Origin of the sequence: Microcoleus sp. M2_D5, from assembly GCF_036701935.1 — a bacterium.
Taxonomy (GTDB): domain Bacteria; phylum Cyanobacteriota; class Cyanobacteriia; order Cyanobacteriales; family Microcoleaceae; genus Microcoleus.
This window is the reverse complement of record NZ_JAUBRP010000029.1, coordinates 54,240-80,678: the sequence shown is the minus strand read 5'-3', so window position 1 is coordinate 80,678 and position 26,439 is coordinate 54,240. Positions and strand designations below refer to the sequence as shown.

General features: G+C 49.0%; 12 protein-coding genes. 10 read left to right on the top strand and 2 right to left on the bottom strand.

Annotated features, from left to right (window positions below; all coding sequences use genetic code 11):
- Positions 1 to 111 precede the first annotated feature (111 nt).
- Positions 112 to 1,371: a tRNA lysidine(34) synthetase TilS gene (gene tilS / locus QUA50_RS14560; RefSeq protein WP_333299377.1), complete on the top strand. Its 1,260-nt coding sequence runs from the start codon at positions 112 to 114 to the stop codon at positions 1,369 to 1,371.
- Here tilS and hmpF read toward each other — a convergent pair.
- On the bottom strand, positions 1,368 to 3,113 hold the full coding sequence (gene hmpF / locus QUA50_RS14555; protein ID WP_333262264.1) for a pilus motility taxis protein HmpF: 1,746 nt from the start codon (positions 3,111 to 3,113) through the stop codon (positions 1,368 to 1,370). The genes tilS and hmpF overlap by 4 nt on opposite strands.
- A gap of 1,036 nt (positions 3,114 to 4,149) precedes the next feature.
- Between hmpF and QUA50_RS14550 the strand changes: the two genes are divergently transcribed.
- The 7 genes from QUA50_RS14550 to QUA50_RS14520 all read left to right on the top strand — a co-directional run bounded on the left by QUA50_RS14550 (position 4,150) and on the right by QUA50_RS14520 (position 19,019).
- Positions 4,150 to 5,088: an RNA-guided endonuclease TnpB family protein gene (locus tag QUA50_RS14550; protein ID WP_333298550.1), complete on the top strand. Its 939-nt coding sequence runs from the start codon at positions 4,150 to 4,152 to the stop codon at positions 5,086 to 5,088.
- Between the two features lie 358 nt (positions 5,089 to 5,446).
- The gene (locus QUA50_RS14545) at positions 5,447 to 6,685 is read left to right on the top strand and encodes a response regulator (RefSeq protein ID WP_333262258.1); all 1,239 of its coding nucleotides are present in this window, start codon (positions 5,447 to 5,449) and stop codon (positions 6,683 to 6,685) included.
- Between the two features lie 697 nt (positions 6,686 to 7,382).
- Positions 7,383 to 7,916: a chemotaxis protein CheW gene (locus tag QUA50_RS14540; protein WP_333262271.1), complete on the top strand. Its 534-nt coding sequence runs from the start codon at positions 7,383 to 7,385 to the stop codon at positions 7,914 to 7,916.
- A 147-nt stretch (positions 7,917 to 8,063) separates the two neighbouring features.
- Complete coding sequence (locus QUA50_RS14535) at positions 8,064 to 11,156, top strand: methyl-accepting chemotaxis protein (protein WP_333262255.1); 3,093 nt, start codon at positions 8,064 to 8,066, stop codon at positions 11,154 to 11,156.
- Positions 11,157 to 11,213: 57 nt separating this feature from the next.
- Positions 11,214 to 12,116: an HNH endonuclease gene (locus QUA50_RS14530; RefSeq protein ID WP_333262270.1), complete on the top strand. Its 903-nt coding sequence runs from the start codon at positions 11,214 to 11,216 to the stop codon at positions 12,114 to 12,116.
- A gap of 51 nt (positions 12,117 to 12,167) precedes the next feature.
- Positions 12,168 to 17,504, top strand: a complete 5,337-nt coding sequence (locus tag QUA50_RS14525) for a response regulator (protein WP_333298551.1) — start codon at positions 12,168 to 12,170, stop codon at positions 17,502 to 17,504.
- Between the two features lie 264 nt (positions 17,505 to 17,768).
- The gene (locus tag QUA50_RS14520) at positions 17,769 to 19,019 is read left to right on the top strand and encodes a Rid family detoxifying hydrolase (protein ID WP_333262249.1); all 1,251 of its coding nucleotides are present in this window, start codon (positions 17,769 to 17,771) and stop codon (positions 19,017 to 19,019) included.
- A 359-nt stretch (positions 19,020 to 19,378) separates the two neighbouring features.
- On the opposite strand, the gene QUA50_RS14515 is transcribed toward QUA50_RS14520, so the two are convergent.
- On the bottom strand, positions 19,379 to 21,532 hold the full coding sequence (locus QUA50_RS14515) for a polyribonucleotide nucleotidyltransferase (protein WP_333262247.1): 2,154 nt from the start codon (positions 21,530 to 21,532) through the stop codon (positions 19,379 to 19,381).
- 448 nt (positions 21,533 to 21,980) lie between these two features.
- Here QUA50_RS14515 and QUA50_RS14510 point away from each other — a divergent pair, with 448 nt between their 5' ends.
- Positions 21,981 to 25,301: a DEAD/DEAH box helicase gene (locus QUA50_RS14510; protein ID WP_333262244.1), complete on the top strand. Its 3,321-nt coding sequence runs from the start codon at positions 21,981 to 21,983 to the stop codon at positions 25,299 to 25,301.
- A 243-nt stretch (positions 25,302 to 25,544) separates the two neighbouring features.
- Positions 25,545 to 26,372, top strand: coding sequence for an SWIM zinc finger family protein (locus QUA50_RS14505; RefSeq protein WP_333262241.1), 828 nt, complete (start codon positions 25,545 to 25,547; stop codon positions 26,370 to 26,372).
- The last annotated feature ends 67 nt before the right edge of the window (positions 26,373 to 26,439 follow it).

Here is a 26,439-nt window from a genome sequence, read left to right as displayed (position 1 = left end):
CCGTCATGAGTGGACGGGCGGGACGCCCATCCCACAATAACAATTAAAATTGTAAGTTATTTAATTCGCGATCCTAACTTCCTGATTTTTGCTTAACAAAAAACTGCTCTCATGGCTGAATCTTCCAATTGGACGCACCTCCACGCTCAAGTTCACAAGACGCTGCTGTACCGACAAATATTGCCATCAAATCAGCGATTGCTAGTAGCAGTATCCGGCGGACAAGATTCTCTGTGTTTAATTAAATTACTGCTAGATTTGCAGCCAAAATGGGGGTGGAACCTAGCTATTGTTCACTGCGATCACCGTTGGCGTTCTGACTCGGAAGCGTCGGCCAATCATGTAGAACAATTAGCTAAAAACTGGGGAATCTCCTACTATTTGGAAACAGCCTCGGACATCCCCAAAACAGAAGCAGCGGCCAGACAGTGGCGGTATCAAGCTTTAACCGAAATTGCGATCGCCCACCACTACCCCTACATTGTTACAGGCCACACAGCCAGCGATCGCGCCGAAACACTCCTCTACAACCTGATTCGCGGCAGTGGCGCCGACGGACTTTCTGCCCTCACCTGGACACGGCCCCTCGCCGATTTTAGATTGCCGATTTTAGATTTTGGATTGGGGAATTCTGGCGAAAATCCCAACTCCCAAATATCGGCAGATTTTCGATTGGAAAATCAGGATGAAAATTCCCAATCGAAAATCCCAAATCTACAATCTAAAATCGGTAGATTGGGGAATTCTGGCGAAAATCCCAACTCCCAAATATCGGCAGATTTTCGATTGGAAAATCAGGATGAAAATTCCCAATCGAAAATCCCAAATCTACAATCTAAAATCTATTTAGTTCGTCCTTTGCTCGAAATAACTCGATCGCAAACAGGTCAATTTTGTCAAGAGCAAAAACTACCAATTTGGGAAGATTCCACCAATCAAGACTTGCAATATACGCGCAACCGGATTCGATCGGAATTATTGCCTTATTTGGAAACTCATTTCAACCCAAAAGCCCAACAAGCCCTAGCTCAAACAGCCGAACTCCTCCGCGCCGACGTAGAATATCTCGAACTTGCAGCCAGCGAGTTGGTACAGCGAGCAATGTCTCCAATTGCAGATAGCCCGCAGGTTAATTTTCAACTTCCCGTCAAGTTAAATCGCCAGATTTTGCGGGAAGCACCCCTGGCGTTGCAGCGACGGGCAATGCGGCAACTACTGCAACAAATATTGCCCTCGGCGCCGAGCTTTGAAAGCGTAGAAAAACTAACCAGCTTAATCGTAGCGCCCAACCGATCGCAAACCGATCCATTTCCTGGAGGAGCGATCGGTCGAGTCGAACACCCTTCGATAATTTTAGATATTAAATTTTAAGCTGTTATCAAACCCGAAAGGACTTCTCGCAACTCGGAAACTACCCGATTTTGCTCGTCTCCCGTCTCCTGCACCCGATCGAGTTCCCCCGCCACCGCTTCGAGCTTTTGGCGTAGCGCATTCAAATTGTCCTGCACCGGCTGCAACATTTCTTGATAAACATTCAGCCTGCCCCAGAGTTGGGCCACTGCACCTTTCTGGTTGAACAAATTCTGCTCTAACTGCTTGAGTTCGTAGCGTTTCGCTTCACTTTCCCCATTTTGGCGGTTGACATTTGCCTCCATTTGGGATATGGCTTCCCGCACCTGCTGAATTTCGTTTTCCAGTCTTTGCAATTCTTGGCTTTGCTGCTGTCGCTGAGTATTGAGCTGTGCGACAATCGGCCCCAAATCAATATCTCCTCGCTCTTGTTTGGAAGCATTAGCAGTACCCAGCCGCCGCCACAGCACCGCCTGATGCTGCTTTAAAACATCTTCCCGTTCCTGCAACCGGAGGCGCTGTCCCACCAGAGTTTCGTTTAACATCTGATAACTTTCTAGCTCATCTGCCATTTCATTTTCCAAAGCCATGCGATCGTACTCGGAAGCCGCTTGAATTTTCCCTTGCAGCTCCTCGATTGTCTCCCGCTGCAGAGTCAACTCCTCCTCTTGATCGTTAACAAACCGGAACACCTTTTCCAAATCCTGTTGCAGGTGTTGCACCAGTCCCTGTAACTCATCAACAGGCATCTTCTCCAAAGCTGACACATCTACTTTCTGCTCCGTACCCGCAGCACCCGAAGCAGATGCGAGCCTGGAAACTTGCTGGTAAAGCTCCTCAACAGCCCGCACCTGCAAAGACACGGACTGAGCCCGATCCTGCTTAGCGCTGAGGGTACTTTGCTGTCCTTTAAGCTCCGCCCGAGCCCCGGCCAAAGCATCTTGAGATTGGTACCACTCTTGCCAGCGGTTTTGGAGGCTCTGATTTTGTCGATCGACCTCTTCTTGTTGCTGTTGAGCTATGCTCTGTTTTTGCTCCAACTGCTGCCAGTGCTGATCCAGAATTGCCTGTTGAGCGCCCACGGCACCAAGAGACTGATTCATTTGTTCCCGCACCCCTTGGGCCGAAGCAATTGCCCCTCCCAACTTCTGCATCAACTCCTGAATCCTCTGAGTCTGCTGCTCATCAACTACTGGCCCCTGCCGAACCTCAGACTGCTGCTGGGCCACCCGTTGCTGCTCGCCCCGCAACTGTTCCCAAGCCGTCTCAATTTCCACGCGACTGCGATCGACTTCTTCTCGCAGTCGGTTAGCTTCATCTCGAGTATTTTCAATTTCCGAGCGCTGAGCCTCCAGCCGCTCCAACTCCTCTTCCATTTGAGCCAACTGCTCTTCGCGGGCTTGCATTTCCATTTCCCGGCGATTGAGTTCCTGACTCGAAAACGTCAGAGAAGCCTTCCACTGTTCAATTTCCTCTTCCTTATCCTTAAACTTGTCCTGCAATCGCGAGAAATTTTGCAGAATGCTCACCAACTGGCGGGCCGCCTCCTGAATCCGCTGCACTTGCTTGCTAGCGCTCAACTCAACTAGCACCAGCGTGCCGTCGTTAAACTTATTAGCTTCCTCAACTGGGATCGCGTCATCACCTGGTACGGCGCTCCAGTTATGTTCGCCCCGCTGACAAGCTAGCAGTTTCAGTTCAGCCTTACCGCCACCGAGACCAAAGCCGCTTCTCTGTTTTTGTACTTCCGCTAGATACAGCACACTAATAGTCCTCTGCTTCGTAAAACCTATCCCAACTTACTTTAAGTTACTTAAAGGCCTAAAAGATAAGTGGTGTTTACTTCCTACGCTGTTGGGTAGACGGCTAATTCCAACATAAGTAGGCTATCCCCCTTAAGCCAAAGGTTCTTGACTAAAGATAACACTGCCTGTGATTTTTAGTCAACTTACCTAAAGTAAACAAGTGTAGGCAAGTAAGGATCGCTTTTTGGCAATTAAGTCTTACTTCTTGGTATTGTTTGCCCAATCGGGGGATAGCATTTTTTCTAACTTTTCTTCAGCACTAACGCATAGCACGTTCTCACGGGAGAACTTCCAGAAAGTACGGGCGTCACCAGTTGTCTGGAGGAATGAGACAGCAGTACCAATGCCACTTGATTAAAGACTAGCTCTCACTGCGAAGACTGCCATAGGCTAAAGCTGAAAAAAGTCAGTCCGTCAAAAACTTTCTATTGATTGTACCAGGCTTTAGTTGCGGCTCGATCGTCAGAAAAGCCATCGCTACCCCCAAGCGGACGCCATCCTCCGGCGGACTAGGGATTTGAACCGCGCTGCCTTAGAATAGGGTAATGACGCGAGCCGATGACGATCGCGGGGGACGAGCAAAAAGGTCGATCGGCACTGAGGGTGAGAAACTGCAACCAAAATCCTACTCACCTCTACTCATTCCTTCTGAAATGAGTAGGGATTGAAGCAGTATATAGCGTAATTCAAAGCGATAGAGAGGTAAAAATGCTGTTAGGCTTCAAAACCGAATTGAAACTGAATAATCTACTTACTCGCACATTGTTAGCCCAGCATTGTGGAGTAGCGCGTCATGCGTTGAATAGGGGATTGTGGTTGACCCCAAATATACTTCACCACAATAAAACCAACGAGAGTGAAAAGCTCAAACTTCCCACAGCTACTGACTTGCACAAACTCTTAGTATCTATAGTGAAATCAAAAAATCCTTGGTACTATAGCAATCCTAAATCATTTGTAAAAATATGTAGGGGTAGTGCTACCCCTACTCCCCGTGCCTACCCCACTCAAGGCGGGGCAACCACGGGGGGTTTGCCCCTACAAGAATTACACGAATCATTTAGGATTGCTATATGAATGCAGCAAGTCTACACCGCAGCAAGCATTAATGGCATTGCGCGAAGCAGGGAAACGGTGTTTTAACAAGACTGGGGGAGTGCCGATATTTAAGAATAAACGGCGGCGTGGCTCTTTCACGTTAAAAAGCGCAGTTAAAATCTTGGGTGACAATAAAATTCAATTTCCTGTTATTGGCATTTTGAAAACTTATGAAAGATTGCCACAAGTATTAACCAAGTCTTGCACGATATCCCGTCAACCCGACAGGTGGTTTATCAGTTGGCGGTTTGACGCCCAACAGCAGGAGTCAGGCAATACAAGCATTTTCAGAGTTGACCTCGGCATTAAAGCATTAGCTACTCTCTCAACAGGTGAAGTAATTGCTGGGGCAAAATCCTACCCAAAATATGCAGCCAAAATGTCAAAAAGGCAAGGGCTAAACCGCCCTAAAATTATCGGTTCAAGCAACGGTCAAAAAGCGCAACTCAAGATAGCGAGACTGCATAAAAAAATAGCTAACATACGTAAAAATACGTTACATAACTTGACGACATTATTTGTCAAAAATCACGGTTTAATGGTCATAGAGGATTTGAATGTAAGCGGAATGATGGCTAATCATAAGTTGGCTGCGTCTGCTGCATATCTGGGATTCTTTGAGTTTCGCCGCCCGTTAACCTACAAATGCGAGTTGTACGGTTCAAAGTTGGTAATTGCTGACCGTTGGTTCCCGTCCAGTAAAACCTGTTCTAACTGTGGAACAAAAAAAGAAACACTTTCCTTGAGCGAGAGAGTGTTTGAATGCTCCTATTGCGGATTGGTGATTGACCGCGACTCAAACGCGGCAATTAATTTGTCAAAAACCGTCAGTTAGGCGGGGTTCGTGCCTGTGGACTGGTGAGTTTCGACACCGCCAGGATGAAACAGGAAGTAAGCTTTACAATACTACTGAGTAGACTTGTCTAGTCATGAGTAGATGTGAGTAGGTCTTATGTAACGGAATACAAGGTGAAACTCTACACTTAGAGAATGCCGCGAGTTGCGCGGTTTCAGCTTGTGGACTGGTAGCGCGGCCGAGACCCGGCAGCAAGTATCGCCCTTTCGTCAATTCCCAATTGTGAGATCGGCATCAGCGCGTAAATTATTGACGGAAACTAAAGTCAATGTTTTCGCCAGCACACAGTCTTTCCGATCTCAGACGCCAACGGTTTTAAGGAGGACATTTTAGCTGCATGCAGGGAAATTTGAGTGAAATAGACATCCGCAGCATCCTGCAATTGATTGAGTTAGGCCAGCGAACCGGAGAACTGTTCGTAGAGGCCTACACCTCCACCGGCAGCAGCACGGGTACTCAACCTACCTCGCGCTCCCTTGCAGGACAATCCTGGTATGTATTCTGCTTCAACGGTCAGATTATTTACGCTACCCAGAGTGCGGGCAGTTTGTTTCGCTTGCGCGACTACCTGCGCCGCTACAAAGCAGATACCGCCCTCGACAAAATCCAAGTTCCCTATATGGCATCTACCAATGCCCCAGAATACGGCTACCTATGGGCCCTGCTAGAAAACCACATCCTCACCCCAGCTCAAGGCCGCAACATCATCCAGAGCATGATCCACGAAACCCTATTTGACTTGCTCAGTCTCCACCAGGGTTCCTTCACTTTTGAAATGGGCCCAGCTTTGGCTCCTCAACTGACCAGCTTAGAAATTAGTTCGCTGCTGGCCAAGATTGTCAAACAGGTGCAGCAGTGGAAGCAGTTTCACCCTCACATTCAGTCGCCCAACCAATGCCCGGTGATTTCAGACCCCTCCGAGCTGCGAGTCGCGCTGCCTGTCAATACCTTTAATACTCTCAGACGCTGGGCCGACGGGCACACTTCGATCCGCCAAATGGCGCGCTACCTCAACCGAGACGTGCTCACTGTCGCTAAGGCGATTTACCCCTTTGTGCAGCAGGGATTGGTGCAAGTATTTTACCAACCCTCTGTTGCCCCCACCAACAACAAAAAAGAATGGTCGTCCCCAGAAACCAAAGTTCCCAGAGTTGTCTGTATTGACGACGACAATATTATTCGCAAAACAGTCGAGTCAATTTTAAACGAACACGGTTACGAAGCTACTGCGATCGGCAATCCCCTCCAAGCCCTGAGTTTGGTGTTTCCACTCAAACCCGATTTAATTCTGTGTGACATCGCCATGCCGGAACTCGACGGCTACGAAATTTGCGCTATGCTGCGTAGTTCTAGCGCTTTCCGGCAGACGCCGATCGTGATGCTGACGGGCATAGACGGATTTATCGACCGGGTTAAAGCCCGCATGGCCGGAGCTACAGACTTTTACACTAAACCTTTTGGTGAAAGCGAGTTATTGATGCTGGTAGAAAAATATGTGGGCCCGGGCTACCCTCGGATCAATCTCTCGGAAAGATTATTAGACCGATCGCTAGAAGACCAATTAGAAGAAAAATAAGTTTCGCCCCATCGCATGATGGGAGCTTTTTTGTACCTGCGGTTAGATCGAGTCTCGGCCACCACAAAGAGAAGCTGGACGTACTATTGGCGATCGCACCATAAACTAGAATGTATAAATCCGCGCGCTGACATAAGGGCGTCGGTAAAACTCTGTTCAATTTCTAGACCCATGTGGGTCTAACACGCTCGAAGTGCAAATATAATATACTTGTTCTCCACTTGCAGCCGCTCCGAAAAACTGATGTACAGAGCTACTTATTGCTAGGTATTTCTGTACAAAGTCAGAGAGTCCAATTCTCAGTCTTAAGTTACTCCGTTCATGATTGTCGCGACACCAGCCATGTCTACAACTCCTCGCTAATCCGAGTATCGGTTTAGCATTCATCGCAGAAATTATCCAGAGTTTTACCAATTGAGACGGCGGTGGGACTACAAAGTGAAGCTTTAGGGGTTTCAAATTAATTGTTCGTAGTCGATTTGAGCTACTTTGTCAGCATTGGTCGCGCGAATTTATTGATGGCAGTCAATTATTGACGGAGAAAATTTATTGCCAAGGGCCTCCGGCAGTCGCGCCATTCACCCCTTGGCTGTGTCAAGCTTGGCTGTGTCAAGTCTCGACCATCGAAGTTTCGATCGGCTTCTTCTTGGCGGGAAACATCAACAATTTTGCTAGAAATGCAGGTGTCAGAATTATGATTAGCGGTAGCCCAGACTTTATATTACCAGGACTAGGCGTAGATCCGGCTCCGGAATTCCAAGAACTAGAAACTCCCGAAGGAGAGCTGCACCTGCGGTTCTACGTTCCTTCGGGGAACGAGTTCGCACTGCCGGCGACAGGAATTAGAGAGGTACTATCCCCGTCCCCAGACCGCATGACACCGATCCCCAACGTTTCCTCTTTGCTTTTAGGTACGCTAAATATGAGAGGACGAGTGATTTGGGTGGCAGACCTCGGCCAATTTCTGGGAGACCAAACACCTCTGAACACAGATAGACCCGAAATCCCGATCGTGGCTGTGGAAGACCAAGATACGATTTTGGGGCTGGCAGTCGATCGAATTGTGGGGATGGACTGGCTCGACGTAGAGCAACTGCACTCTCAGAACAATGCACCAGACGGCATGATTCCATTTCTGAGGGGAGAATGGATGTTAGGTGCACCAGCGACTAAAGTGCTCCGACTGCTAGATCAAGTGAAAATTCTGCGCTCGGCGCGGTGGGCAGCGTGAAATCGATTTTAGATTTGCGATTTGCGATTTTCGATTGAGGTCTAACCATAAACAGTCACACGACGTGAGGCGCGCATCTAAACATTCAATTCAAGATAAAAATCAAAAATCTCAAATCTAAAATCTAAAATCCAAAGAGGGCGGCAAATGGCAACAAGTACCAACTTTCAGCAGGACTACCAACGGGCAGAAGCGGCCTACATGGATGGCAATTATTCAGAAGCCGCAGCCCTAGTTTATCAATTAGTAGAAGATTTTCCCGAAGACCCCAGCGCTCGCCTGCTGTGCGGACACATTTACTGCTACGGCCTGCAACAGTATGAGGTGGCGCGGGAACAGTACACGGTTGTGCTAGGTCTGAGTGATGACCCGAGTTTGGTGGAACACGCTCACAGCGGAATTACCTACACAGACCAATTTTTATCTGGAGAACTGCAAACGGAAAATTTCGAGGCTTTGTCTGCTGAAACTGAATTAGAATTCTATCCAGACTTATCTCTTGATGAAGGGTTAGAAGACCCGGATTTGGGACTTTTCCAAGGAAATTCCCCATCCCTTTCCTATAGAAGTCAATCCCCAGACGACATGGAAAACGAGGACTTGGCCGACTTGGGCATGAGTGGCTTGGGGTGGGAACCAGAAGACGACGATCGCGCAGGCTCAGTCCCAGATTTAGCCTCACATTCTAATCCATTTGGTGGCGACAGCGGCGGAATGGCAGCTTATGCTGAGACCTCCGACTCGCTAGACATAGACGAGTTTGCTGACTCGGACTTTGGAGACCCTTTTGCCTTAGATGATGGAGGGTTTGATGCTGCTGACTTGTCTAGCAGCAAAGTGTCTGCTTCAAGCGCACCTTACTCAGGAGATTCGTTTTCAGAAGCTCCGACTCAGATGCTCAACGGTCAAAGTTTTGCCTCTTCAGAAAGCGGGAATTCCTTCGACTCGAACCAACTAGACTCCCCCATTGACCCCTCGGACAATTTTGGCGAACCTTTTGGTGCGCTCGATTTGCCAGACGAATTCGACGATAACTCCGACTACGACTACCAATCGCCGCCCCAGATCGGCCAAAATTACGGTCATAACACACCTGGGGTCGAAGATGAAGACCCCTTTGCCGAGGCGATGCCCTCGTCGGGTTTTGGCTCTTCTAGACCTCAAAACAAACAGTCGAATAATGGGTCGGACTACTCGTCAAACTATTCGCTGGCGGAAGACGAAACGCTGTTGATGGGAGGTGCTGTCCCCAACTCTCACTCGTCAAGGTCGAGCCGGGGACAATTTAATTCAGTGGATCCAGCCTCCGCCAACAGCAACGGTTACAGCGACTCGGAACCCCCGGCATTTAGCTCCTCAGACAACTTCGAGTTAGATGCTTTTGAAGACGACGCTTTTAGCGATTCTTTCTCGTTCGACGAAAACGAACAAGCAACAGCTTTCGGAGCGTCCGACAAGAACAGCAGCGCCTGGTCGTCAAAAACTGGGAACGCTCAAGAACACAGCGACTTTTTAGACGAATTTGACGAGTTTGACGATTTGGGCAATTTGCCGGACTTTGATATCTCAGAAGATGCCAGCAGTTCGATCTTGACTAGAGGTAACACCAATTTCGGCAACTCGACCAGCGGCATGATGGGAACGACAGGCAGCAGCCTGGACTTTGACAACAGCGATGGCTCAGCAATTCGGGATGACGAGATATTTAGCATAAGCGGCCCGGCTGATGCGTCTGTGTCTACTTTTTCTCCCACAGAAACAGAAGCGGTCGATACTTCGGTAACAGTAGAACAGGGGGGACTGGCTTTCTTGGAAAATGCCCCTTTGTTTACAAAACAGTTGTACACGGCAATCGGGGCGGGACTGGTTTCTCTGGTAGCTGTGGCTTTCGTCACCAACATTGCCTCCTATAATGCTCTGCGGCAAGACAAGCCGGAGGCGATTGTTTATCTGCGCCAAACAGGCTGGGTAATGACCGCAGCCGCAGGCTTTACCAGCTTTTTAACTTCTTGGGGCATAGGCCAGTTGATCGCCAAGCAGGTACGCAAGTCGTCGGACAATTTGCAAGCTCAGTTCGATGCCGTATCTCAAGGAACTTTGGACGCTCGCGCTACGGTTTACTCGGAAGATGAATTTGGCAAAATGGCTGCTAAATTCAACCACATGGCGAAGGTCATCCAAACCACGATTAGCGATACCAGGCGCAAGTCTGACGAGCAGGAACAGGCAAAAGAAGACTTGCAGCGCCAAGTGATTCGCTTGCTAGACGACGTGGAAGGAGCGGCACGGGGTGACTTGACGGTGACTGCGGAAGTGACCGCAGACGTTTTGGGCGCTGTTGCTGACTCGTTTAACTTGACAATTCAAAATCTGCGCGAAATCGTCCATCAGGTGAAACAGGCGGCGAGGGAGGTCAGCAAAGGCGCTACGGATAGTGCCAAGTTTGCGGGCGATTTGTCTTCCGACGCGCTGCGACAAGCTGAGGAACTGGCGGCAACCCTGAATTCGGTGCAAGTCCTCACGGATGCGATTCAGCGGGTCGCAGAGAGCGCTAGAGAGGCGGAAGAAGTGGCCAGGGGCGCGGCGGCAACGGCTCTGAAAGGGGGCGAGGCTGTGGAGCGGACGGTGGCCGGGATTTTGGAAATTCGAGAAACGGTAGCAGAAACCACCAGAAAAGTCAAGAGGTTGGCGGAAGCTTCTCAAGAAATTTCTAAGATTGTGGCTTTAATTGCGACGATCGCCTCGCGGACGAATTTGTTGGCACTCAACGCCAGTATTGAGGCGGCGAGAGCTGGGGAAGCGGGCAGGGGTTTTGCGATCGTGGCGGATGAGGTGCGACAATTGGCAGATCGATCGGCGAAGTCTTTGAAAGAAATCGAACAGATCGTGATGCAAATTCAAAGCGAAACCGGCGCGGTAATGACGGCGATGGAAGAAGGGACGCAGCAGGTAATTGAGGGTACAAGATTGGCAGAACAGGCGAAGCGATCGCTTGAAGATATCATTCAAGTTACTAATCGAATTGACGTGTTAGTGCGATCGATTACGGCGGACACTGTGGAGCAGAACGAAACAGCTCGCTCGGTCGCCAGTGTGATGCAAGCTGTCGAATTAACTGCTCAGGAAACGTCCCAAGAAGCGCAGCGAGTTTCGGGTGCTTTGCAAAATTTGGTGGGCGTTGCACGCGACCTTTTGACATCGGTGGAAAGGTTCCGAGTAGAAACAGCAGAAAGACAATAATTGATTGTTTAATGCTTTTTCTACTTGCTGAATTACAAGCACATTAGTGTGGCAACAATGATAGACAAAAAGCAACCTCGCAGCCTTGAAACCGCTGCGGGGCTGCCAATCCAACACCTAAAGGAAGTAGGAGTTGCACAAATGGACGATAACATAGTAGAGGTTATTCCTGGCATCTTTGGTGAAATACAGCCGACGGGCTGTATTATCTGTACCCTATCAAAAAACAGCAGGGGCTATGCCAACAAAAGACTTAAAATTAACGGTGAATGGAAAACGCTGAGTGTTCACCGTTTAGTATTAGAAAATATCTTAGGTCGTCCGATTAGACCGGAATACTTTGCTTGCCACACTTGCGATGTTCGCAACTGCATTAATCCCAACCATTTATGGGAAGGTTCTCGACTGGAAAATTCTCAAGACAGGTTTAGGAAAGGACGAATTAAAGATGTAGGAAGCACATCGGCTCCTCAACCTCAAAAAGAACTGCGAGGCAGAGAAATAATTCCCGGCATTCGCGCCCAAATACAGCCGAACGGCTGCATGATTTGCACCTTGGCTAAAAGAAGTGATGGTTATTCGGTTAAAACTATCAAAATTAACGGAAAAAATCAAAGTTTCTATCCCCACAGACTTGTACTGGAACACAAACTGGGACGGTCTGTCAAACCCGGTTATTTTGCTTGTCACAGTTGCGACGATCGCGGTTGTGTGAATCCTGACCATTTGTGGGAAGGAACTCCTGCCGATAACTCCCGCGATGCTATAGAAAAAAACCGCTTTCCTTTCGTTCCCGGCAAGATATGTCCTACCCGCAAGCTAAAACCCGAACAGGTGCGGGAGATTCGCTATCTTTTAAGTGAGGGGAGGTCGAAAGCAGAAATAGCCAGGACATTTGCCATATCTCGCAGTCAGATTATTCTCTTGTCAAGGGGCGAGATATACAGAGACCTTCTCTAGAACTACTAACATAGACCCAATACAATAACGCTTAAAATCAGGAATAAAACTATGCTACCGGAGCAACAACAGAGGATAATGGGCTACTTTATTGAGGAGGCAAAAGACCACCTCAATACGATCGAACAAGGGTTGCTGAATCTGCAAACGACGATCGAAGACCCAGAACTGGTCAACGAAGTATTTAGGGCCGCTCACTCTGTCAAAGGAGGAGCAGCAATGCTGGGGCTGACGAGCATTCAGCAAACAGCTCACCGACTAGAAGATAGTTTTAAAGTATTAAAAGAGTGCAGCGTTAAAGTAGACCAACAGCTAGAGTCCCTTTTTCTGCGAATTTTTGACACATTGCAAGGGCTGTTAGAGCAACTGTCGGGGCCTTTTGGACTGACAGAGGAATTGGGAGAACAGATGGTTCGAGAATTAGAACCAGTATTTGAAGAACTTAACGGGCACTTGGGGGGACTCGTTGGACACGGAGAACACCATGCAGACGAGAGCTACGCGATGCCAGTACCCGAACCAGTTATGGCGGGGGTGGGCGTCGGGGCCTTTGCCTCATCAAAGAGTTTTCCAGATTCGCGGTCAGTTTACGCACCTGATGCCAGAACAACAGAAGACAGCGCGCTGCTGCTAGTATTTGACTCGGACGTGCCGGCGAGGATGCGGGAACTCCTGCAAGAGTTCAAACAGCCGGAGGGGCCAGAAAGCAGGCGGCAACTCAAGAACATTTGTCGGAACTTGCTCAGGGCGGGGGAAGAATTTGAACTGCCCTGCTGGATAGAATTGATCCAAGCTGTATCCAAGGCGATCGGCAACCCAGACAATACCTACCGTACCTTAGCCCCAACGGTGATCAAAGACATCAAACAAGCGCAAGAACTGGTAATTTCTGGTCTAGAATCGTCGATCGCCCCAAGCGCAAAACTTCTGGCGCTGCAGCCTGCTGTTCTGGTTCCAGAAACAGATTTTGAAGATTTGCTGGCCTTTGCTCAACCGAGTACATCCGGGAAAAACGTGGTTTCTGTTGAGGATGAGGCTTGGGATCTCGTGGGTTCGGGTGATTCCGGTGATGGATCGAACAAGTTGCTGCCGACTATTTCTGGGCTGAGTATAGACGAGCTGTTCGACCAACTAGACAGCGGCGACAGCAACGATGACATTGGCATTCGCTCGTCCCAGTTCGACGATTCCGCATTCGCAGAATCGGATATGGAGACGGGTGCTTTTAGAGGCTCGACCCGCACGGGCCCGGAAGTGGGCGCGGCAGAACTCAACACTTTAGCGGACTTGTTTGACGGCGAGTCCCCGGATCTCGACGGCGCTTGGGAAGAAGAAGAAGACCTCGACTATGCACACTCTTCTGGGATCTCGGCGACCCAAATGCTGGGGTTAGACGATGATGACAATTCCGGCGATTTTACTGATTTGTTGTTTGACGAATACGATGCGGAAAGTTCCGAAACGAATAGGACGCCTCCGATTGATGACCTGACGAGTTTGTTTGGGGAGGATTTGCTGTTTGGAGAGGAGGCAGAGGGCTCGACAGTAGCTGCGGGTCAGAAAAATGCGGGTTCGAGCCAGCGGTTAACTCGCAACCAGGTTAAAACGGGTAACGGTAGGGGCGGTTTGCAGCGGCGAGACGACACGGTGGTCCCAGCGAGGGGACAAGCGGACGAAGATGCTCTCGGTACACTTTTGGACGAAGTGGCGGCCCAAACTTCTGCAGGTGGTACGGAGGAAAATGCTGATTTCGAGAATTTGTTCGACGATTTAGGCTTATCTGAGGCAACAGGTGGGCAGGCAGTCTATTCGGAGTATTCCCTGAAGTCGGAGGCTTTAGACGGAGAATCGAAGCAGCCGGCAGCCGGGGGGGACAATAATGATTCAGCGAATGCCGAAGCACTTGAAGAGCCTGAAATGGATGATTTCGAGTTGTTCTCTGAGCTTGGCGAGGATTCGGATTTGAGCGAGTTGTTGGGGATTACTTCTAATTTCCTTTCTTCAGAAGACGAAGGTGGGGAGAACGGGGGCGATCGAGATCGAGCTGCAGGCATCCCACAAAATGAGGAAATGGGCAACGTTGTTAACATGACATCAAATTCTGATTTAGATATCTCTGCGGATGAAAACTGGCTAGAAGATGCTTTCGGCCTGGAAGACGAGTCTGTGCAATCGCTCAACCTGGAAGTGGACGATACGGATTTGGATGCGCTGTTTGGGGATATGACCTCGGACGCGATGTCTGAGGATGAACAGACTGTGCGGGATCGGCAAGGAGTGGCTACTTCCCGAGAAGCTGCCGATTTGGCTGAGCTTTTCGGTTCTGTACCTACGGGTACGGAGTATGACCCAGAAGCTTCGGGGCAAGCCCGTGGGGGTTGGCCCAAGGATGGGGATGCAGAATTGCTGAGTGCGGATGTGGGAGTTGATGAGGGCGATTTGGGGAGTTTGTTCGAGAACAATAATCATGGTGCGGCGGTTTCCGACCAAGGCTTGGCAAATTCGGCAGAGGTTGAACTTGGGGCTTTGTCCGACGATCGTCCTGAGTCGGAAATTTCAAATAATAATGTCGAATCTGATGAGGGCGCAGCTTTCGATTTCTTGGAGGATATGTTTGCCGAAGGCATGGTGCTGCAGGGCGATGCTGGATCGGCGCCCTCGGAGGGCGCGGCTGTGGAGGTGAAGGAGTTGTCTGCCCAACCTCCCGATGGTTTGGCAGGCGGGGCGGGTGCAGATTTGTTCGATCGAGCCGAAACAGATATCGCCGGGGAGTATGAGGGCGAAGATGATTTGTTTGATGCCCTGGAAACTGATTTTTCGAGTGTGGATTTAGAGCCGCTGCCTGCTGAATCTCTCGATGGTATGTTTGAGGGCGATGCTGACTTGCTCTCGGCGATGGAAACGGGCGCTACTCTCAACAACGCAGAGTTGGAGGGTTTTGATGATTTGTTGGATTCGATCGATGCTGAGGTTTTGGTGACTTCGGAACTGACGACGGGCTTTTGGGACGCTGAGGACGAGTCAGCCCAGACCGATGCCTCGGAGTTAGATGAGGGGTCGCTGGCAGACTTTTTTGGCGATGGCGAATCAGGCGATGAGGATGATTCTGAAGGCAATTTTGACGATTTAGAAGCACTGTTAATTGCAGGCGGTGCGGGAGCTGTTATGGCAGCTTCTGCGAGTACAAATCAGAGTCCGGTAAATACAGAAGTTTTCTCGGATCTTGAAGAACTCCTCAGCGAGAGCGCAACTATGCCGGAAATTCACGGGCTACCGGCGACAACTGCTAGTAAAGCCGCGCGCACTGCTGCCGATGAGAGCGACGACGAATTTGGCGATTTGGAAAAACTGCTCGAAGATCCCAAGGACAGCGGCCGCTCACAGGGGGAAGGCAATATGGGGCCGTCAGCGATCAACAGACCCAGGCGCAATATGCGCGCGGGCGGGTTCGGCGACCAGACGATGCGGGTGCCGGTCAAGCAACTGGATAACCTCAGCAATTTGATGGGGGAACTGGTGGTGAACCGCAACAGTTTGGAGCAAGACCAAGAACGGATGCGGCAGTTTTTGGACAATTTGCTGCACCAGGTAACGCTGCTGAGCGATGTGAGCCAGCGGACTCAGGATTTCTACGAGCGGAGTCTTTTGGAGATTGCTTTGCTGGCAAACCGGCAGGGACACCGATCGGCCTGGCGCTCTGAGGATTCGGCCCATACGCGGGACAGTGCCTGGAGACCGGAGGAAATGGACAGGTTTACTCCTTTCCACAGTTTGGCTCAAGAGATTATTGAGCTGATCGTGCGGGTGCGGGAGTCGGCGGCGGACATTGAGTTTTTGGTGGATGAGGCGGATCAGGTGACTCGCCAACTGCGGCAAGTTACGACTCAACTGCAAGAAGGTTTGACTCGCGCCCGGATGAAGCCGTTTGCGGAGACGACGGACAGGCTGTTCCGGGCGGTGCGGGAAATTGCGATTAAGTGCGGGAAGCAGGCTCAGTTGCAGGTGGAGGGTAAGGATATTCAGATCGACAAGATGATTGTGGATCAGCTTTATGACCCCATGACTCATTTGGTGAACAATGCGATTACTCACGGGATCGAAGCGCCGGAGGTGCGTCTGGCGGCTGGGAAGCCTGCTGTCGGCAGGATTACGATTCGCGCTTTCCACCAAGGGAACCAAACCGTGGTTTCGGTTTCTGATGACGGGGCGGGCATTGACCCGCAAAGGGTGAAGGCGAAGGCGATCAAGCAGGGTTTGCTGACGGCGGCTCAGGCTCAGAGGATGTCTCGCTCGGAAGTTTACGATTTGCTGTTTATGCCCGGTTTCAGCACTCAGGAACAGGCGACGGAGTACGCGGGCCGGGGGGTCGGTATGAATGTGGTGCAGACTTCTTTGCAGGAGATTCGGGGCACTGTGTCGATCGATTCAACCATCGGTAAAGGGACTGTGTTTACCATCCGTTTACCTCTGGTGTTGAGCATTTCTAAGGCTCTGACTTGCATTAGCGATCGAGCTCGCATTGCTTTCCCGATGGATGGGGTCGAAGATATGATCGATGTACCTCGCGATCAGGTGACGACGGGGGCGGACGGTTTGCCTTGCATTGAGTGGCGGGGTCAAAGCTTGCCGTTCCGGCCGCTGCGGGATTTGCTGGCTTACAGCCGCCATTTGGGTCGGGGCAGTGTTTACGGGTTTAATACTGACGATGACATGATTTCGGTGATCGTGCTGCGCTCTGCTGGCAATTTCTTGGCGGTGCAGGTGGATCAGGTTTCGACTGAACAGGAAATTGTGATCAAGCCGTTGGAGGGGCCGGTGCCGAAGCCGATCGGGATTGCTGGGGCCACGGTGCTCGGGGACGGTCGGATCGTGGCGATTGCCGATGTTCTGGAACTGATCGATTTGGCTACGGGAAGGCTGCGGAAGGATACTGGCGGTACGCTTTGGGATGAGGGCGAGAAGGCTACTAAGGAGGCCCAAATCGAGAAGACTGAGCCGACTGTGCTGATTGTGGATGACTCGATTACGGTGCGATCGCTATTGTCGATTACTTTTGAGAAGTCTGGCTATCGCGTGGAAGAAGCTCGCGACGGTAAGGAAGCTTGGGAAAAGATGAAATCTGGTCTGCCTTGCGATATCGTTTTCTGCGATATTGAGATGCCGAGAATGGACGGTTTGGAACTACTTTCTCGGATGCAGAAGGATGCGGTTTTGTGTGAATTGCCGATCGCGATGCTAACTTCTCGCGGTGCTGACAGACACCGCCAAATGGCTTACAGTTTGGGCGCGAAAGGCTATTTCACTAAGCCTTATTTGGAGGAGCAATTGCTTGATGCTGCTTCTCGGATGTTGAAAGGTGAGGTTGTTGGTGCTCCGGTTGGTGTGTAATGTGTAAATCTGCGTTTATCTGCGGTTAAAAAAGGGAATTTCTTAACCGCAGATGAAAATGGATTAACGCAGATTAACGCAGATAATTTCTAATTTATCTGCGTTAATCTGTGTTTATCTGCCTCTATCTGCGGTTGCAAAAAGGTAATTTGTTAACCGCAGATGAAGATGGATTAACGCGGATTGACGCAGATTTAGATCGCGCGTTGGGGTTTGGTGGTAGGCTGGGAAAGTGGGGTGTAGCGGAAGGGCGATCAGTGATTTATGGATGCTAAAGAACTTTTAGAAAAATACGCCGCAGGCGAACGAAGCTTTACAAAAGCACAGTTAAGCGGGATAGACCTCAAAGGTGCAGACTTGAGTGGAATAGACCTACGCGGTGCAAATTTGACGGGAGCTGATTTGAATGAGGCAACTCTTAACAAAGCAAGCCTCTATGGCACAGACTTCAGTAGAGCATCCCTGTTAGGAACAAACTTAATCGGGGTGGCAGGTAATAATGTCAACTTCAGTTTTGCAGACCTCAGCGGTGCTGACTTGAGTATGGCAAACCTCAATGGGGCAAATTTGAGTAATACTAAGCTGGACAATGCAAACCTGAGTGATGCCCAATTAAGCTCCGTATCGTTAACGAAAGCCTCCTTGAAGAACGCAAATTTAAATAGAGCAAATCTGAGCGATTCAAATTTGACGATGGCAAACTTGACAGGAGCAGAATTGATTCAAGTGAAATTAGCGGGTGCTAACCTCCAAGGTATCAATTTTCAGAGAGCCAAACTCCGAGGTGTCAATCTGTCTGCATTTAACTTGTCTGGTGTGAATCTAACTGAGGCTGATATTAGTGCAGCAGACCTCACAGGGACAAATTTGAAAAAAGCCTGTCTAGAAAGGACAAATCTAGAAAAATCTAGTCTTAAACAAGCAACTTTGATGCTAGCAAGTTTGGAGGGAGCCAACCTTAAGAAAGCAGACTTGACTGATGTTCAAACCTATGGCTGGAATATTAAAAATGCTGACTTCACTGGTGCTATAATGCCCGATGGAGAAATCTACCAGCCTGAAACCTCTGACGCAGAACTCTACCAGCCGGAAACCTCCGAAAAATTATCCCAAAAAGTGACATCTATGACGCGCAAAATTATTCGTACTGACAAAGCACCGGCACCCGTGGGCCCTTACAATCAAGCGATCGCCGCTACGGGCACTATGCTGTTTGTAGCCGGTCAAATTGCGATCGACATTAGACTAAACGATATTGTCTACACCGACGACGTGGCAAAACAAACCGAACAAGTTATGGCAAATCTCGAAGCGATTCTCACAGAAGCCGGCGCGACTTGGTTGGATGTGGTAAAAACTACGGTTTTCCTCAAAGATATGAATGATTTTGCCGCTGTGAATGCGGTTTATGGGAAATATTTTGATGAGGCAACTGCGCCGGCGCGCGCTTGTGTTGAGGTTTCGCGTTTGCCGAAAGATGTGTTAGTTGAAATTGACTGTATTGCGGTTATTTGATTTCATCTTCTTTGAGATGCCAGACTTTTTCAATAAGTCTGGTTTCTGGATATTTGGTTTTTTTTAATATTTATGAGTGATTTAACCGCAGAGGGCGCAGAGGGCGCAGAGGAAGAGGGGAGAGAGATGAATAATTTGAAAGTTTATTTATAGCAACCGCAGAGGGTAAAGTGCGCGACTGTATTAACTTCTACAGCCGATCGCACTTTTGTCGATCTGTCGCTGTCGCGCACCTACTCCCCAATCAATCTGAAACAATCAGATTTAATCTCAATTAGCAATTAGCAATTACCAATCACGAGTTAGCAATTAGCAATTAGCAATTACTCTACAAGTAATTACCAATTACCAACCGTAAACTATTTATTCAGCGCTTCGCGGGCGGCTACCGCTTCGTCGGGATGAATATTCAACCGGGTCAAATTAATTCGACCTTTATTGTCAATTTCTCGCACTTTGACAATCACTTCATCGTTCACAGCTAACTCGTCTTCCACTTTGCCAACGCGGTAGTCCGCTAACTGGGAAATGTGAATCATTCCTTCTTTTCCGGGCAAAATTTCCACAAAAGCGCCGATGGGAATAATTCGAGTTACGCGGCCGACATACACGTCTCCTGCATTCAACTTGCGCGTCATGCCTTGGACAATGTTGTAAGCCCGCTGAGCTTTTTCGCTGTCGTTGCCAGCAATTGTTACGGTTCCGTCGTCTTCGATGTCAATTTTGACACCAGTTTCTTCGGTGATGGCTTTGATCGTTTTGCCACCAGGCCCAATTACCAAACCGATAAATTCTGGATCGATTTTCAGGGTTAGCAAACGCGGTGCAAACGGCGACATTTCCTTGCGGGGAGTGTCGATGGTTGACAGCATTCTTTCTAGAATGTGCAGTCGGGCCGGTTTGGCTTGGCGGATGGCGGTGGCAATCACATCTAAGGGCAAACCTTTGATTTTCATGTCCATCTGCAAAGCAGTAATCCCGGTGTCGGTACCGGCTACTTTGAAGTCCATGTCGCCTAAAAAGTCTTCAATTGCCTGAATGTCAGTCAAAATTCGGACTTCATCGCCTTCTTTAATTAAACCCATTGCCGCGCCGCTGACGGGTTGGGAAAGGGGAACGCCTGCATCCATTAATGCTAGCGTTGAGGCGCAAACTGAACCCATTGAGGTGGAACCGTCGGAAGAAAGGATTTCGGAAACTACGCGAATGACGTAGGGGAAATCTTCTTTGGATGGCAAAACCGGCAGCAAAGCGCGTTCTGCCAGGGCTCCGTGACCGATTTCTCGCCTTCCGGGCGATCGCATCGGCTTGGTTTCTCCTACCGAAAACGGCGGGAAGTTGTAGTGGTGGAGGTAGCGTTTGTCTTGCTGCGGGTGCAAGTCGTCTCCTAAGTCTTGGGCGTCGCCTGGGGTTCCCAGGGTAGCTGCGGACAAGACTTGGGTTAACCCCCGATTGAACAGCGCACAGCCGTGTACTCGCGACGGCAGGACGCCTACGCGACAAGAAACGGGTCGCACCTCGTCTAGCTTGCGGCCGTCTACGCGGATGCCATCTTCGAGGATTTGCTTCCGCATCATTTTTTTGGTAACGTCTTTGAAAACGTTGCCGATCGCCTTGCTGTTGGCGGTGGCTGCTAGTTTTACCGGATCGTCTTCGGCAAGTTCGGCGATCGCAGCTTCGACTTCATTTGCCTTAACTTCGTCCAATGCTGCATTCCGTATTGTTTTGTCTTTTTCAAATCTTGACAAAATGGTGCGGATGGGTTCTTGGGCGCGATCGCGAATGAAGGTTTCCAGGGCCGAATCTTGCGATGGCCGTTCCTCTACCACCAAATCGATGCCCAATTCCGCCATAATTTCGCGCTGGGCTTGAATCAAGTCACAGGCTGCTTCATAGCCGAAGTCGATCGCCTCGATGATATCCTGTTCCGGCAATTGGTTGGCGCCGGCTTCCACCATGATTACTCCGTCAGGAGAACCAGCTACCACGAGATCCAACTCGCCTTCTTTGATTTCGCTGTAGGTGGGGTTGATGATGAAATCGTCCCCTACCAAACCGACTCGCACCGCCGCCATCGGCCCGTAAAACGGCATTTTCGCCAGCAGTATCGCTACGGAAGCCCCCGTCACCGCCAAAACGTCCGGCGGCACTTGTTCGTCCATCGAAACCGTTGTGGCTACAACTTGGATGTCATCTCGCAGCCAGCTTGGAAATAGCGGGCGCAGCGGTCGATCGATCAAACGGCCAGTCAAAGTCACTTTTTCTGGGGGACGCCCTTCCCTTCGCAAAAATCCACCGGGAATTTTACCGCCAGCGTAGAGTCTCTCTTCGTAATCCACCAACAGGGGCAGGAAATCAATTCCTTCTCTCCCCTGCGATCGAGTCGCTGTCACTAAAACCGCCGTGTCACCTGACTGAATCAAAACTGCACCGCCTGCTTGAGGCGCTAGTAAACCAATCTTCAGTCTAATATCCCGTCCATCGAAGGATATTGACTTGTCTATCTCTACCATGTAGCACTGCTTCCTTATCTACCACATTCTTTCTCTGTCGGGATCGTAACATTACCACAGGATGTTTGAGAGTCCGACCCCAAAAGACAGGGATAATCGCGTCGCGATCGACTGTCTGTGTCTCGATTATAAGCATTTATACTCGATAATTATTTTTTGCAGTCTGGGGTCGATTCTGCGGTCGATCGTCCGCTAAACGCCTTCCATAGATGGTACGATGAATTTTCGTTTGGGAATTGGGACGTTGAAGGAAGAAGGAAGAAGGATTTAGTTATCTAGGCCAGGCAATAAGCGGTAAGGTGTGCCATAAGTACCTAAATATACAGGTTCTACCTAATTCCTATCTGGCTCAAAATTTCCTCGGTTTGTTTTAAATAAAATTTTCACAAATTCCATATAAATGCTGTAGTCAACCTCGTACTTAAATACAAATATCAGGGTAAAAAATATGGCAATTTTACACGGCAGTTGGCTCATAGATAATGACAAAAATTGCTTATTTATTTGGGGAGAAACTTGGCGAAAAATTGGGGCAATTGAAACCAGGGAATCGGGAATAAATTTACCGCATCCCTTAGCAATGACCGAATCTGAATTTAAGAGTTTCCTAAATTCCTTGCGGCAGTCGGGAAAACTGGATTGGCAATTACCGGAAACCGCAGAAACTCCCAAGGAAACAAGCAAAAAAACTCGGCGATCGCCCAAAAATCCCAACGCAGCAGAAATTACCTCCCAAAACTCCTCAATTAGAAGGGAAATTCGGGCGATCGCACTTCCCACCCAAATCTCAGAATCGAACACAAATCTGATGCCGCAGCACTCAGCAGCAGCACTCTCAGAACCGGCCAAAACCGAGGATATCTACCTTTATCCCTGGCAAGTCGAGGGTTTTTGTCTCAACCCTCAAGCCGCTTTTGTTTTCTTGCAATCACTACCGCTTAACAGCACGGAACTAGACTCTTTTGTCGGCTCAGATTTGCGTTTTTGGTCTCATATTGCTAGGTGGAGTTTGGATTTGTTGGCAAGATGCAAATTTTTGCCGGGATTAGAGAAACAGTCCGACGGTTCTGCTATTGCCAAATGGCAACCGCTGTTAGATAGTTCTACAGATACACTCCGCCTCGCCACTTTTGTCAAGCAAATGCCGACGGCTTGCAGAACATATCAATCGAAGGAAGGTTCGGCAGCGGATTTTGTAACGGATGTAACGGATGAAAGTCACAATAAAAAAGTAAATTCGGCAGGGAAGAAGGTGCGGGATGTGGCGGTAGATTTGCCGATGGGGGCTGAGGAATTGGTGTTAGGCTTTTTGAGCAGTATTGTAGATAGTCAAGTGCGCTCGGCTGGTAGTTCTACTTTAGACATCAAAGCAGTTTCTCCTGTGCGCGACTGGCTGCAAGCTTTGCAGCAGGAATCTGGGATAGTTCAAGTAGAAACAGCAGCATTGGAAAACTTGGCAACCAAGCTGACTGCTTGGACTGCACCGCTGCAAAATCAATTATCTCAACAAAGTCAATTTCGCACTTGCTTTCAACTCATACCGCCGTCTCCTGGTAAAGCAAACTGGAATTTAAATTATTGCTTGCAAGCAGCAGATGAAGCGGAATTTTTGGTAGACGCGACAACTGTTTGGAACAACTCAGTTGAGCGTTTGGCTTATGCGGGGCGGACAATAGAATTGCCTCAAGAAACTTTGCTCAGCGGCTTGGGTTTAGCCTCGAAACTTTATCCGTTAATTGAACCGAGTTTGCAAGCACAGCGGCCTCAATCTTGTCAATTAAATCCGCTGCAAGCTTACGAGTTTATTAAGTCTGTAGCTTGGCGGTTTGCTGATAGCGGGTTGGGCGTGGTTTTGCCGCCGAGTTTGACAAAGACAGGTGGTTGGGCGAGTCGTTTGGGTTTGAGCATTCAAGCGGAAACTCCGAAAGTGAATCCGGCGAAAGGTGGGCTGGGATTGCAAAGTCTGCTAAATTTTAAGTGGGAATTGACGATCGGCGGACAGCGCATTTCTAAGGCAGAGTTTGACAGATTGATCGCGTTGAATTCGCCTTTGGTGGAAATTAACGGCGAGTGGGTGGAGTTGCGCGCGCCGGATGTGAAAGCGGCTCAAACTTTTTTTGCCAGCCGCAAAGAGCAAATGACTCTTTCTTTGGAGGATGCTTTGCGTTTGGCGTCGGGCGATTCTCAGACGATCGAGAAATTGCCTGTTGTGAATTTTGAGGCGACGGGTCAACTTCAGGAATTGTTGAATACTTTGAGCGATAATCAAGCGGTAAGTGCGATCGCAACTCCGGCTAGTTTCCGAGGACAATTGCGGCCTTATCAAGCCCTAGGAGCAGGCTGGTTAGCATTCTTAGAACGCTGGGGTTTGGGTGCTTGTCTCGCGGACGATATGGGATTAGGAAAGTCGATCGAGTTAATTACTTTCCTCCTGCACTTACAAGAACAAAATGCCCTAGAGGCGGCGACATTACTGGTTTGTCCAACATCATTATTAGGCAACTGGGAACGCGAAGTCAAGAAATTTGGCCCGACTTTGAAAGTGTTACTGCACCACGGAGACAAACGCGCTAAAGGCAAAGCATTTGCGACGGCAATTAAGGGAAAGGATTTAATCATTACCAGTTACGCCCTGGTGTTTCGCGATGCGAAGGAATTTCAAGGCATTAAATGGCAAGGATTGGTTTTGGATGAAGCGCAAAATATTAAAAATTCCGAGGCGAAGCAGTCGCAAGCGGTGCGGCAAATCGAGGCATCTTTTAAAATTGCGCTGACGGGAACTCCGGTGGAAAATAGACTGCAAGAATTGTGGTCAATTTTAGAATTTCTGAATCCGGGATATTTGGGGCCGCGCAATTTCTTTCAGCGCCGATTTGCAATTCCGATCGAGAAATACGGCGATCGAGAATCATTGCAGACTTTGCGATCGCTCGTTCGGCCTTTCATCCTCCGCCGCCTGAAAACTGACAAAGAAATCATCCAAGATTTGCCCGAAAAACAGGAGATGACTGTATTTTGCGGGCTGGCGAATCAACAGGCGGTATTATATCAGAAAATAGTCGAAGAGTCAATAGCCGAATTAGAGTCAGCCGAAGGTATTCAGCGCCGGGGAATGATTCTGGCTTTGCTGGTAAAACTCAAGCAACTCTGCAACCATCCGGCTCTTGTGAAAGCAGAAGCTAAGCCGAAAGAATTGGAGATTAAGAGTCAGGAATCGGGGAAATTGCAGCGGTTGGTGGAAATGTTAGAAGAGGTGCTCGCTGAGGGCGATCGGGCTTTAATTTTTACTCAATTTGCGGAATGGGGAAAACTCCTGAAACCCCATCTAGAACAGCATCTAGGGCGAGAAGTTTTGTTCTTGTACGGCGGAATTAAGCAGCAGCAGCGGGAAGAAATGATCGATCGCTTCCAACACGACCCCCAAGGCCCGCCGATTATGATTTTATCCTTAAAAGCAGGCGGCACAGGCCTGAACTTAACCAGAGCAACCCACGTTTTCCACTATGACAGATGGTGGAATCCAGCAGTAGAAAATCAGGCAACTGACCGCGTATTTCGCATCGGTCAAACCCGCAATGTGCAAGTCCACAAATTTGTTTGTACAGGTACGTTAGAGGAGAAAATACACGATATGATCGAAAGCAAGAAAGCTCTAGCCGAACAAGTTGTCAGCGCCGGCGAAAACTGGCTCACCGAACTAGATACAGACCAACTTCGCAATTTACTAATTCTCGATCGCAATGCTATTATAGAAACGGAAGAAGAATAATGTGCTTAATTTTCTTCGCTTTGTAGTAGACATCTGGCATAATTATTGTGGAACAGGCAGGATGCCTGTTCTTGACTGTCTTTTTGGGAGATGTCTAGTGCGGACTTCAGTCCTCAAAAATCAGAATAACTACACACTCCGACCAAAGAAACCGGGTTTTTTACCGGAATTAAAGGTTATAGTCCATTTTTTCGTCAAAAACCCGGTTTCTGACTCTTCCTTTATTCCTTTTTCCTTGGGCTTATGATTGACAGAGAATGGTGGACACAACAGTGGTTAGATTTAATCAATACCTACCGCTTTAAAAAGCGGTTAGAACGTGGCTGGCAATACGCGCGCGAAGGTAAAGTTCTCAGCATTAAATTTCCCAACCAAGAAGTAATTGCCATAGTTCAAGGAACAGATCCCAAACCCTATCAAGTTTCTTTAGGACTCGATACATTGACTGATGAAGATTGGGATTATGTGATTGAAAATATGTCGCAAAGGGCAGTTTTTTCAGCTAAATTACTAGCAGGAGAAATGCCGCACAATATTGAGGATGTATTTGCGGCTGCTGGCAAAACCCTATTTCCGTTAAGTTTATCTGATATTCGATCGCGCTGTAGCTGTCCTGACCCGAAAAACCCTTGCAAACACATCAGTGCAGTATACTACTTATTGGGCGATCGCTTCAGCGAAGACCCCTTCGTACTCTTTCAACTGCGGGGGAGAACCAAAGAGCAAATCTTGACTGCACTCCGTCAAAGACGAGGTACGCAGGGAGACGAAAATTCCCAAGTCAACTCCGGCGAAAATTCCCCCGCTGCGAATGCTAAATTGCCGAAGGTCGATCGCTTTTGGGAATACAACCAGCAGCTAGAATCATCTTTAGTAGTCATTGTACCGCCGCCCAGCAGCGAAACCGTATTAGATATCTTAGGCCCAATTCCCATCGCCACCGACGGAAAAGGAAGCGCTAGCAAATCCTCGCCCGCCTCTGACGCCCTCAAGCAGCATTTTAGCAAAATCTACCAAGCAGTTAGCCAGCAAGCAGTTTTAGCAGCACTGAAACGGGGCGAAGGAGATTAAGATAATTTATTCGCAGAGATGATACTAGGGAATATGGCTGATAACAAATCAAGCTTTAATATCCTTT